The sequence below is a fragment of the Armatimonadota bacterium genome (genome assembly GCA_017993055.1).
GTDB lineage: Bacteria > Armatimonadota > UBA5829 > DTJY01 > DTJY01 > JAGONM01.
The window spans coordinates 110,220-121,987 of sequence record JAGONM010000001.1; the positions used below are offsets into that span (position 1 = coordinate 110,220).

At 63.0% G+C, this 11,768-nt stretch carries 8 protein-coding genes; all 8 read right to left on the reverse strand.

All coding sequences use genetic code 11. The annotated features are described in order from the left end of the window. Nucleotides 1-39 precede the first annotated feature (39 nt). The 8 genes from KBC96_00485 to KBC96_00520 all read right to left on the reverse strand — a co-directional run bounded on the left by KBC96_00485 (nucleotide 40) and on the right by KBC96_00520 (nucleotide 11,760). Nucleotides 40-3,846 carry a PQQ-binding-like beta-propeller repeat protein gene (locus KBC96_00485; protein MBP6962863.1) on the reverse strand — a complete coding sequence of 1,269 codons (3,807 nt, stop codon included), beginning with the start codon at nucleotides 3,844-3,846 and terminating at the stop codon, nucleotides 40-42. Nucleotides 3,847-4,080: 234 nt separating this feature from the next. Next, nucleotides 4,081-4,875: a C40 family peptidase gene (locus KBC96_00490; GenBank protein MBP6962864.1), complete on the reverse strand. Its 795-nt coding sequence runs from the start codon at nucleotides 4,873-4,875 to the stop codon at nucleotides 4,081-4,083. A 346-nt stretch (nucleotides 4,876-5,221) separates the two neighbouring features. Beyond that, complete coding sequence (locus KBC96_00495; GenBank protein MBP6962865.1) at nucleotides 5,222-6,208, reverse strand: Gfo/Idh/MocA family oxidoreductase; 987 nt, start codon at nucleotides 6,206-6,208, stop codon at nucleotides 5,222-5,224. 48 nt (nucleotides 6,209-6,256) lie between these two features. Then, a complete protein-coding gene (kdsA, locus tag KBC96_00500) occupies nucleotides 6,257-7,093 on the reverse strand; it encodes a 3-deoxy-8-phosphooctulonate synthase (GenBank protein MBP6962866.1) in 837 nt (278 codons plus the stop codon). After that, on the reverse strand, nucleotides 7,090-8,334 hold the full coding sequence (gene kdsB / locus KBC96_00505) for a 3-deoxy-manno-octulosonate cytidylyltransferase (GenBank protein ID MBP6962867.1): 1,245 nt from the start codon (nucleotides 8,332-8,334) through the stop codon (nucleotides 7,090-7,092). The genes kdsA and kdsB overlap by 4 nt, the downstream gene beginning before the upstream one ends. Beyond that, entirely contained in the window at nucleotides 8,331-9,317 is a 987-nt protein-coding gene (locus KBC96_00510) for a bifunctional hydroxymethylpyrimidine kinase/phosphomethylpyrimidine kinase (protein MBP6962868.1), read from the reverse strand. The genes kdsB and KBC96_00510 overlap by 4 nt, the downstream gene beginning before the upstream one ends. A 76-nt stretch (nucleotides 9,318-9,393) precedes the next feature. Beyond that, on the reverse strand, nucleotides 9,394-10,518 hold the full coding sequence (locus KBC96_00515) for a glycosyltransferase family 4 protein (protein MBP6962869.1): 1,125 nt from the start codon (nucleotides 10,516-10,518) through the stop codon (nucleotides 9,394-9,396). A gap of 150 nt (nucleotides 10,519-10,668) precedes the next feature. Further along, the gene (locus KBC96_00520) at nucleotides 10,669-11,760 is read right to left on the reverse strand and encodes a glycosyltransferase family 4 protein (protein ID MBP6962870.1); all 1,092 of its coding nucleotides are present in this window, start codon (nucleotides 11,758-11,760) and stop codon (nucleotides 10,669-10,671) included. Nucleotides 11,761-11,768 lie beyond the last annotated feature (8 nt).

Sequence of the window (11,768 nt, forward strand, 5' to 3'; positions counted from 1 at the left end):
CAAGGCGCAACGAGCAAGCATATTCATCGCGCGTCTCTCCTATCTCAGGGTTGAGAACGCATACAGCGTACCCGCCCCGTCTTGTCTGCCGTTGTCCCCCCGCGATACCACATAGACCCATCTTGCGTTCGGCTCGACAGCATAGGATATGGCCGGGCTAGAGCACACATATCCCGCCGTGGCGTGTGACGCATGCGGAGGGCTTAGGGCGGTTTGCTGCGAGACGTAGAAGTTGCCGTTATCGTTTCCAACGTAGAGCAGACCTGACGAGGAAGCGGTTAGGGCAGCAGATCCCAAGAAGTAGTCACCGGCATCAAATAGATTTACCGGGTGCCCGTCGTCTGCCCTGATTCTGTGGAGAAGGCGTCCTGTATCCACGCCGATGTAGATGTGTCCAGCCAGAGCCGCACATGTGGCGCGGACCTCCTCATCTAGACCGTGGCTCCAGACGAGACCTCCTGTGTCGGCATCAAGGGCAACCAGGTCAGTCCCTTGGTACCACGACGTTCCTACGTATACGGTGCCGTCACAGACCGTCGGCGACGATTCAATGCACCCAAGAGGTTTGTCAAACGGGTCCGGTGCCTCTGGGTCAGGATATGTCCAGATCACGCGGTTGGCGGGACTATCCTCGGTGGAGAGGCAATAGAGGCGTCCGTTGTCGCTCCCCACGTATACCCGCGCCTCACTCCCCACGACTCCGATTGCCACCGAACTCAGTCCGGTGAGATCTTCGTAATCGTCAGACGGATCATCATATGTTGGCAGGTCATACGACCACTCCAGTTCGCCATTAACGCTGGTAGTCTCACCGTCAAGACAGTACATCCGGGAGCTTTCGTTTCCGATGTAGACGCGTCCCTGATAGACCGTGGGAGAAGCGAGTACCTTGCCGTTGCCCGTTCCCGCCCTGTTTAGCGTCTGATATGACCAGATAAGCGCTCCTGTCTGGGCATTCAGGCAGTAGACCCTCCCATCCATCGAACCGACCACCACTCGCTTATCAGTGCCCACGGTGAAGATCGCCGGTGTGGATGCCACGCCGCCGATGTACCCGGCAGCGGGATATCGCCACTCACTGTCTCCCGTCGTAGGGTCGAATGCGGCCACGTACCCAGTGGACGCGGAGTAGTTGCCGCCCGCCCACGCGCCGACGATCACCGGGCATCCGGGCGCGTGAACCGGACTGGAATCAATGTATGGGTGTGGGAAAATCACACTTCCGCTCCTCGGATTGGGATGGCTGAACACGCCGTTGCGGTCCGTATTGGCGGTAGGTACGGCTGCGGTCCACTCCGGCGAACCAAGGGCCTGTGACGCCGTGCAGTCGAACGCGAGGCTCGCCCCTGTGTGCTGCGGATCGTGCATGAACATCGGCCAGCCGTCGTTAGGCACATAGAAGAACGCTTCAGCGCTCCTTGACACCTGCGCGGAACAGGAAGTTATGGACGCGGTCACCGTCGCGTAGCCCGGGCCGTCCTTCTCCACAATCGCGGTGAGCCGTCCGTCGCTGCCGGTGTACCCGCCTCCGCCTGCCGGACTGACGAGCGTCCCGCCCGAGACGGAGAGGGTTACCTGACAGTCCGCGACCGGCACGCCGTTCACCGGGTCGAAGACATAGACCGCGACCAGAGCCTGGCTGCCCGCCGGCACTGCCCCGACAGACACCATCAGCAAGCTGCTGATACAGCCGGTCGTCTCGTCGGCTCCGATGTCCACCGTACCGGACCGGACGCGGTATTCGCCGTCCATATCTGTCGTCGAGAGCACATGGTCGTTGCTTCCCGAGTCTATGCAAGGAGAACTCGACTGCCCCGACTGGAGATGGTAGTCGCCGCCGTTGAAGTCGGCGAACAGCGGGTCGGCGGATATGTTTCCGTTCGTTCCGGTAGGATTCGGCAACCAGGAGTAGTTGTACCTGACCGGGTTGTATACGCAGTTGCCGAGCATCTCAGCGCTTTCCGAAGTCGCGTATATGCCCGAGGCGTTGAAGGCGATGATGTTGTTGGCAATCACCGGCGCGTTGCCGCTGATGTACACACCGCCGCCGTGGCAATTGTCTTCCGGGGAAGAGGGGACGGTGTTGGCCACGATCGTGTTGTTGGCTATGCGGCCGGCTGGGCATGAGTCGCAGTAGATGCCACCCCCATATGAACCGCTGGCTCCGGAGGCGGCGTGGTTGGAACTGATCACGTTGTCCGTGATGATCGGAGAGCCACCCGAGCAGTAGATACCCCCACCACGAGCGTCGGCCACTCCCCCGTGACTCGTATTCCCGATAATCGTGTTGTGGGCGATTGTGGGTGACGCGTTCGCACACTTGATCCCGCCTCCGATTTCGGCGTAACCGTTCCGAATGGTGAAGCCGTCAATGACGGCACCGGTAACGTTGCTGCACGTGACGACGCTATCTGCACCGTCGCCGTCAAGAGTAGTCTCGTTGGCTACCCAATCCCGCTGATTCCGGGAAGACTCCGTTCCGCCGAAGCCGCCGTAGAGTCCGACTGCCTTGTCTATCGCGACGTTCTCCGTGTAGACGCCGCTCGCCACCCATATCTCCTGCCCGGAGGATGCAGCCTGTATCGCTGCGGTAACGGTGAGCTTGGCGTTCTCCCACGACAGACCGTCTTCTTCGTCGTCTCCGTTCGTGGTCACGTGCAGCGGAGGAGCCGGAACGCGCAGGAGTCGGATCGGTTCGTCCTCGCCGTCGGGGATCATGCAGCTACTGATGCCTGTCAACTCCAGGATGTCGTTCGTCTCGGGAAACGTCGCGCCGGCGGCAGGCACGACCCGGACACCGACGTTATCCACTTGAGAGGTCTGAGTCCCGTCGCTCAGGGCGGAGCCGTCGTCTATGTAGAAGTAGTTGTCGAGCGGATTCACCTGGGTCACCGTGCCCCAGATCTTCACGAGCAGCCCTATATTGTTTAAGCCTCGGCCGGCGACTACTCCGCGCTGTCCGCTTCCGTCTTGCTCGTCATAGACGAAGTCCTCTCCGCCGAGATCGCGGTTGATGATCCCGGACGCCCGAACCACAGATGCACAGACTCGCCGGACATCGGTTGCTGAGATGAAGCGCTCACCGTCAGGGGATGTCTGCACAGTGCCCGACCCGATGACCACTGCATCGCCCGTGCTCACCGCCGCATCCGTCTCCACCCTGATCCCCGCTGATCGGTCGGGCTCCTCGATATACAGGTAGTCGCCCAGTTGTCCCCTGCTCGCCGTGACGATCTGGCCGACCAGCGCGATGGGACTGCCGTCCGAAAGGCTCTTCGCCCAGGGGACCGTGCCCGCAGTGAAGCTGAGCGGCGATGCAGTCGGCGACTCGCCTCCACTGGGCGGCTGGGGATCATCCAGGAGCAGAGTCGTCTCAAGAGACGAAAGGCTGAACAGGGATACGGACGGCCTGACTTCCAACCATCCTCGGGTAGGCCAGACGCTCGGATCGAAGAGGCCCTTCAGGGGAGGAACGCTCGGGGTGAGGTAGCCGTATCTGTCGAGGTAGCAGGCGATCCGGTCGCAGAGGACGGCTCTTCCGCCCCTGGGAAGCGTGGTCATGATGCCTTCGAGATCAATGGTCTGCCCGGGGCGGAGTGCCGGCGGAGGGCTGAACAGCGCCGGAATGAAGGTCGTCTTGTCCCACCATTCGTGAACGGACACTCCGGCGGTGTCTACTCGTCCGATGATCACCATGGTGAGGCTCACGCGCGCTCCGTCAGGCTGAGTGAGTGCGTACCCGATCGTGCCGGGGCCGGCGGCGTAGTCCATCGCCGCTTGTCCTATACCGGCGGTCAGGCAGAGAAGCGCGAGTAATACCACCCCCGTTGTTCTTACAGCTTTCACTTCGACACCCTCCTTGAGTAAAGCGAAAGTGTACTTCTATCCTGCTTTGACAAGCAGGCGTGCCGATTTGTTCCAGACTATATCCTGCAAGAATCGTGCCAAAAGGTCAATCAGGCGGAAATGCCGAGACAGAGCGAGGCAGCAAAACAGCGGAAGAAAACAGAACGCTGCCGGAGGATCATTCTCCGGCAGCGTTGGTTTCAAACTTGAACCTTGAACCTCGGGCCTTGGGCTCTAGTCGTCCTTGATACGGCGGGCGCCGGCGTACTTGCGCTGGTAGTAGGCTTCATCAAGCCTGCTGACTTTGACGCCGGTACGCGATGTGCTGGCGTGGATGAACTCACCGTTGCCGAGGTACATGCCGACGTGGGATATGCCGCGCCGGTAGGTGTTTGCGAAGAAGATGATGTCGCCTTCCCGGAGATCGGCCTTCGCAACCGGGGTGCCGCAGCCGAACATGGAACTGGCGGTGCGGGGAAGGTTGATTCCCTTGGTCTGATAGACGTACTTCACGAAGCCGGAGCAGTCGAACCCGCGCGCGGACATGCCGCCCCTGCGGTACCTGGAGCCTCTGTAAGCGTATGCCGTCCGGGCGATATCGCGGCCGAACTGCTGGCGGTTGACGGTCGGCGCGTCGTCAGGACCGACGGCTTCTAGCGATCCGCAGGGCACGCACCCCATCTTGCCGTACGCAAGGCGGACAGCCAGCGCGCCGTTCTTTTCGTGGAGGAAGGTCACTTCAGTGCCTCTCGAAAGCGTTCCGGCAGGCTTGCCGTTGGCCACCAGCGGGACGTTGTCTTTCGCGATGCGGGCGATCGAACCGGCCGACAGCTCATCCGACGGGATGACGAGTTTCTGCTCGGCCCGAATCGGCTTGCCGGGGGCCAGACCGTTGGCCTTCTCGATGTCGGATACGGTGACGGAGTACTTCTTCGCTATGGAGTAGAGGGTGTCTCCCGCGCGGACCGTATGCGTCTGGTCCGCGAGGGCTTGACCTGAAATGAACAACAGTGCTGCCAGTGATGCCACTGCTGCCAGGATTCTCCGTAAGGTACGATTGGCGTCTGATAACAAGGCGCTTTTCTCCCTTCGGGCCTGCAGCCCGTGTTTGATTTCGCATGCAGCAAGTCGGATACGAGCGTCCTCTGAGGCCGGGATACGGCTCCCGGGGGGAAGCGCGACCCGATCAGAACACTATCCTGCCATGCGGCACTGCGCGCAATAATACCTGAATGCGCGAGCGATGTCAACCCCGGCCTGCAAGCAGAGCAGTCGGAGTGAACCGCGTCATGCTCTGGTTCTGCGACCGGCAGTCTATCTCCTCCCCGTCCGAAGAAAGATTCTTCGCTTTGCTCAGAATGACGCGAGTTCAGCGTCAGAGACTGGCCACCTTCACCGGCCGGCCGAGTTCCGCGGACTTCCATGATGCCTCGGTGAGCTCGATCACGCGCAGGCCGCAGATCGGCGGCGCCCACACTGTGTCGCGGCCGAGGATGGCGTCCGCCAGGTTCTGATCGGGGTTGCCTCCCTCGGGGAGCTCCTCGGGCGTAAAGATCTTGCCGTCCGGGCCGCAGTGCGTGAGCTGGCCGTTGCGGTAGAAAAGCACACCCTGCTCGCCCCAGATCGTGAAGTCCTCGTACCAGCAGGGAGCATCGCCGACGACGCTGACCGTTGCCTGGGCGCCGTTCTTGAACTTCATCGAGAGCGCGGAGTTGATGTCCACGAGCGTGCCGAGGTTGTCTATGTAGCCGCAGACCTCGTCCACGGCGAGGCCGGTCGTCCAGAGGATGATGTCAACCAGGTGGCTGCCGGAGTCATTGAGCTGCCCTCCCCCGCTGAGCGCCGGGTCCTGGCGCCACTTGCCGGCCTGACTGCGCTTCCAGTCCTGGCACAGGAGAGCGGATACGTACGTCACTTCGCCCAGCTTGCCCTCGCGGATGACGTCGCGCATGTATCGGAACGCGGGCTGATAGTGCCGCTGATAGGATAGCACGAGGACACGGTCCTTCTCCTCGACCTTCGCGAGCAGCTTGTGAGCATGGTCCACCGTGCAGACCATCGGCTTCTCCAGTAGGACGTGCTTGCCCGCGTCGAGGCAGTCCATCGTCTGCTGGAAATGCAGGGTGTGCGGGGTGGCGATCTCGACGGCGTCCAGTTCGACCTTCTCGAGCATCTCCCGATAGTCGTAGAAGACGGGGAGTCCCTTCACCTCAGGGATGAACTCGTAGAACCTGCCCAGCATCTCGTCGCTTATGTCGTCGAGCGCGACGATCTCGACCTCGGGCATTCCGAGCAGCCTCCTCGCGTGCCCCCGCATGATTCCGCCGCATCCGATGAGTCCGATTCGAATCTTGTCTGACATGGATGTCCTCCGATCAGGGTTCAAAGTTCAAGGTTACAGGTTGCAGGTTCAAGGTTCGGCCCGCGCGTTCTTCACCAGAGCATCCACCGCCCGGGCCTCGCTGAGCACCGATTCCAGCGTGTCGAGCGAGATCATGGTCGCCGCGTCCGAGAGGGCCTTCGACGGATCGGGGTGCGTCTCGATGAAGAGGGCGTCTATGCCGACGCCGCACGCGGCGCGGACCAGGTAAGGCACGAACTGAGGGTCGCCCCCGGAAGCCGTCCCAAGCCCGCCCGGGCGCTGAACGCTGTGGGTCGCGTCGAAGACGACCGGGTAGCCCAACTCTCTCATAACGACGAGGCTGCGCATATCCACGACAAGGTTGCCGTAGCCGAAACTCGATCCGCGCTCCGTGAGCAGGATGCTCTCATTGCCGGTGGACGCGGCTTTCTCGGCGACCGGCCTCATCTCGGCGGGGGACATGAACTGCGCCTTCTTGAAGTTGACCGGCTTCCCGGCCGACGCCGCCGCGAGCACGAGGTCGGTCTGCCGGCAGAGGAATGCCGGTACCTGAAGCACGTCAACGACCTCGGCGACCGGCTTCACCTGCCAGACTTCGTGTACGTCGGTGAGAACGGGCACCCCGAGGGAGGCCCTGATGTCCGCCAGCGCCCCGAGACCGTGCTCCATCCCGAGGCCGCGGAACGAAGACACCGACATGCGGTTGGCCTTGTCGAAAGACGCCTTGAAGACGTAGCCTATGCCGAGATCATCGCAGATTGACTTCGCTCGTTCGGCTATCTCGAAGCAGATGTCCCGGCTCTCGATGACGCATGGGCCGGCGATGAGCGCGATCGGCTTGTTGCCGCCGACGCTGATGTCTCCGATTCTGATCTCTCTTGTCATGCTGCTTGCTCCAGTGCCGCCCGAACCTTCTCGAGGTCGTCGGGCGTATCAACGCTGGTCGGCGCGAAATCGGTCGCGACCATCCTGATCGGGTAGCCGTTCTCGAGCGCGCGAAGCTGTTCCAACGATTCGGCCTGCTCCAGCGGAGTCGGGCAGAGCATCGGGAACTCCAGCAGGAAATCGCGGGTGTACGCGTAGACGCCGATATGCTTCCACGACTCCGCAGGCTGTCTGGGATACGGGATGCGCGCCCGGCTGAAATAGAGAGCGAAACCACGCGGGTCGGTCACGACCTTCACGACGGCGGGATCGTCGGCCTCGTCGTTCTGCAGAGGGCACATCAGGCTCGCCATCGGCACCGTCGGGTCCGCGAGGATCGCCTCCGCCAGCAGATCAATCGCCGCGGGGTCGAGGAGCGGCTCGTCGCCCTGGATGTTCACTATCACGTCTGCATCGGGACAGGCCGGCGACTGGGCGGCTTCCGCGAGGCGGTCGGTGCCGGACAGGTGTTCGGCAGAGGTAATGACGGCCTTGCCGCCGAAAGCCTCGACCGCGCGGAATATCTCCTCGTCGGGAGTCGCCACCAGCACTTCCGTGAGCGATCTGGCCTCACTGGCGTGCTCGTAGACCCACTGGATCATCGGCTTCCCGGCGATGTCGAGCAGGGGCTTGTTCGGCAGTCGCGTCGCGGCAAGCCTGGCGGGGATGATTCCGACTGCGGCGCGTCCGGCGACGTCGGGCCTGCACTGCCCCTCCCGACCCGGCATCGCGGAGTGCATCCTCTTCACGAGATTGGTGGTTGACTTCCCCTCGACTTCCGGGAGGATGCGGACCTCGCCTCCGTAGGACTTGACGATTTCGGCCTCCGGGAGATCATCTGCCCGATAGTCGCCGCCCTTGGCATGGATGTCCGGCCTGAGCTCGTCGATCAGCGAGCAGGGAGTCTCCTCGCAGAAGAGAGTAACGTAATCCACGCATTTCAGCCCGGTGAGCAGCTCCGCGCGATCGAACTCGGACACGAGGGGGCGGTCCGGGCCTTTGATCTGCCTGACGGACTCGTCGGTATTGACACCGACGACCAGGCAGTCGCCGAGGGACCTCGCCTCCTGCAGATAGCGCAGATGGCCCACGTGAAGGATATCGAAGCAGCCGTTGGTGAAGACGATCCGTTTGCCCTGCCCGCGCATTTCGTCGAGGAGGCCCTTCAGCACCGAACGCCGCACGATCTTCGTGATGGTCATCTGCTTCCTCCTTCGCCCAACAGGAAACGAATCTCGTCCGCCGTCACGGTCGCGACGCCGACCTTGCGGACGACGGCGGCCCCGGCGCAGTTGGCGAGGACGGCCGCATCACGGATCTCCGCTCCGGCGGCGAGTGACAGGGCCAGCACGCTCACGACGGTGTCGCCCGCGCCCGCGGCATCGTACACCTCAACGAGGTGCGGCGGGATATCCTCGGACTCGCTGCCGGTCACGACCCTCATTCCGCGAGGTCCTCGGGTGATCACGAGTGCCTCAGGCTTCAGGGACTTCATGATGCGCGCGGAAGCGCGGTCGAGGTCTCGGTCTTCGGTGATCGCGATACGGGACAGCGCCTCGGCTTCAAACTGGTTGATCGTCACGACCGAGGCCGATTTGAACTGCCTCGCGGTGCCGGGCTTGAGGTTGGCGACGACCCGCTTGCCGATGCTCCGCGCGCCCTCGATCGCCGCGCGCACGACCGGCCCGCACGCCACGCCTTTGTCGTAATCGGAAAAGACGACCACGTCCGCAGTCGGCAGGCGTTGCTCGATCATCGAAGAGAGTCCTCTTGCGACCGAGGGGCTCAGCCTGGCGCTTTGTTCGCGGTCCACCCGCACCACCTGCTGACTGTGGGCAATGATCCTGGTCTTGCGCGTCGTGGGCCTTGACGAATCCACAACCAGGCCGCCCGCATCAACTCCGGCCCGGAAGAGGCACTCCCTGAGCCGGAGACCATACTCGTCGTCGCCGACGACGCCGACCATCGAGGTCTTCCCGCCGAGCGCCTGGATGTTATTGACGACGTTCGCGGCTCCTCCCGGCATATAGGATTCGCGCTCGACCTCGACGACCATGACCGGAGCCTCCGGAGAAATGCGGCGCGCGTTGCCCCAGACGTACTCGTCTATCATCACATCGCCGATGACGAGGACGTGCCTGCCGGCGAACCGAGCGATTATGCTGTTCAACGTTGCGTGAGACAAGTCCCGCTCCCATCATCCCAGGCGGATCGAACACACAGGGTGTTTCCATCCCGCCGATACCTTATCCTTCAGGCGGTCAGTCCTCAGAAAGAAGCCGTGCGTACAGTCTCTCGGTCTCATCGAGCATCGTATCTAGACTGTAACGATCCTCTACCAGGCGGCGTCCGTTCTCTCCCATCCGCGCGGCCGTGTCAGGGTTCTTCAGGACGGTCAGAATACCCTGAGCAAGTTGACGGGAGTTCGCTTTCTCAACCAGGATGCCCGTGCGTCCGTTGACGACCTGTTCGCACACCGCGCCGACATCCGTGGCTACGACCGGGCGGCGCATCGCCATCGCCTGGCTGACGACCTGAGGCACGCCTTCATAGCCGATCGAGGGGTGGACGAAGACATCGAGGCCCGCCATCACCTCGGGTATGTCCTCCCTGTAGCCCAGCATCAGGAACTTGTCCGCGATCCCGAGTTCGGACGCGCGCGCCGACAGGCGCTCTCTCAGCGCGCCGGCGGAAGGCCCGTCACCGGCGAGGACGAACCGGGCCTGCGGGTACTCCTGCAACACCGAAGCGGCGGCCTCGATCAGGTAGGAATGGCCCTTCATGTGTCGGAGCATGCCGACGGAGCCGATGACCGGATTCGTGTCGTCGGCCCCTATCTCGTCCCGGAAGGCGCTGCCGGTTACGCGGTCCGGATCGAAGGCGTCGAGGTCTATGCCGGTGGGGATGGAGAGGACCCGCGCGGGATCGAGGTCAACGCGCTCGATGATGTGGCGCCTGAGGGTCTCTCCGGCGGTGACGACGGTATCATGAAGGGACCCGTAGAGCAGTCTGGTCTCGAAGCTCCTCTTCACGGGGATCGAGAGGTGCCGCGTGCGGACGACCTTGACGTCGCCCGAGAGCCTGGCCGCGAACCCGGCGCACCAGCTGTCCTTCGAACTGTGGGTGTTGACGATATCCACTTCGCGGCGGCGCAGGAATGCTCGCACGCGACGGATGCCGGCGATGTCGAACGCGCCGTGCAGCGACATTATGTAGGTCTCGATGTTCTTCTCTCTCGCGCGCCGGGCGATCTCCGAGCCTCTGCGGCAGGCAAGCATCACGCGGTGTCCGCGACCTAGCATCCCGACGACCTCGGAGATGACGCGCATCTCCTGGCCGCCCCATCCGCTTGATGATTCCGTGTGCAGGATAACCAACGGGCGCATGAAACCCTCCCCTTCAGGTGCTCGGGCCTAAACCGCCTCGAAACGGGCATGCGAAGACTACAGGGTATGCTTTCACCATCGGACAGCGGTTTGCCTTTGTGGGGAGGTGATTCGTGTTGCGGCGGCAGAGACCGGCGGGGCTCAGGGATTTCAGAGGTCGCCACTGACGGCGGCGCCCTTGGCATCCAGCACGGAACGGTACACGGACAGGACACCTTCTACCATGCGGGCCGGCGAGAACTCGCGCTCGACAAATGCCCTGCCCGCCGCGCCCATCCGCGCCCGCAACGCAGGGTCTCCGAGGAGCCTGCACACCGCCTCGGCGACAGCCTCAGGATTCGCGGGCGGCACATGGATGCCGGTTACTCCGTCCTGCACGGCCTCGGGTATGCCTCCGACCGGAGACGCGACGACCGGCACTCCGGCGGCCATCGCCTGCAGAATCGCCACTCCGAGACCCTCCATGAGCGCAGGGTGTACGAGCACGTCCAACTCACGAAACACCTGCGGCATGTCGTTGCGGAAGCCGGCGAATACAACCCCGTCGGCGACCCCCAGGGTCTCGGCCTGACGCTTCAGGACATCGGCCAGGGGACCCGCTCCCAGAACGATCAACCGGGTATCCGGGTAGGCCTCGATGATTCTCGGCATTGCTTCCAGAAGATACCTGTGTCCCTTGCGCTCGATGAGCTGGGCGACGATGCCGATGAGAGGGCTGTCGCCCGGTACGCCGAGTTCGGCGCGTAGGTTCGGGTCGCGGTCCACATCATACTGCGCGGAGTCAACCACGCTGTGGACGCACGCGATCTTGGAGGAATCCACGCCTCCATCCAGCAAAACGTCCCTGATCGCCTGAGAAATCGTGATGATACGGTCGCACAGGACCCCATACTTGAGCCGCGTCAGAAAGCCGGGTCGCACGGGATTGTCTATCCTGCGCGACAGTATGACCGCCGGAGCGCGGGCCGTTCGCGCCGCGATGCCCCCCAGAACGTCGGCCCCGCGCCTGCTGTGCAGATGAACGACATCAGGTTTCCTTCGCCTGATGATGCGGTGGAGCCGACAAATGAACGTCAGGTCGAAATCCGAGCGGAGCGGGACGGGGACGACCTCGATACCTGCGGCGGCGGCGTTCTCCGCGATGGCGCTCCCGTCGGGACACACGAGCACAACCTCATGGCCGCGGTCCTTGAGACCCACCATCAGATATACCACCTGCGCAGGCCCCCCGAGGGCGTGCATCCCCGTTT

Bases quoted from the DNA above. Each gene is read 5' to 3' on its own strand.
- KBC96_00515 (MBP6962869.1), bottom strand. From the start codon at position 10,518: ATGCGCCCGTTGGTTATCCTGCACACGGAATCATCAAGCGGATGGGGC.
- kdsA (MBP6962866.1), bottom strand. From the start codon at position 7,093: ATGACAAGAGAGATCAGAATCGGAGACATCAGCGTCGGCGGCAACAAG.
- KBC96_00520 (MBP6962870.1), bottom strand. From the start codon at position 11,760: ATGCACGCCCTCGGGGGGCCTGCGCAGGTGGTATATCTGATGGTGGGT.
- kdsB (MBP6962867.1), bottom strand. From the start codon at position 8,334: ATGACCATCACGAAGATCGTGCGGCGTTCGGTGCTGAAGGGCCTCCTC.
- KBC96_00495 (MBP6962865.1), bottom strand. From the start codon at position 6,208: ATGTCAGACAAGATTCGAATCGGACTCATCGGATGCGGCGGAATCATG.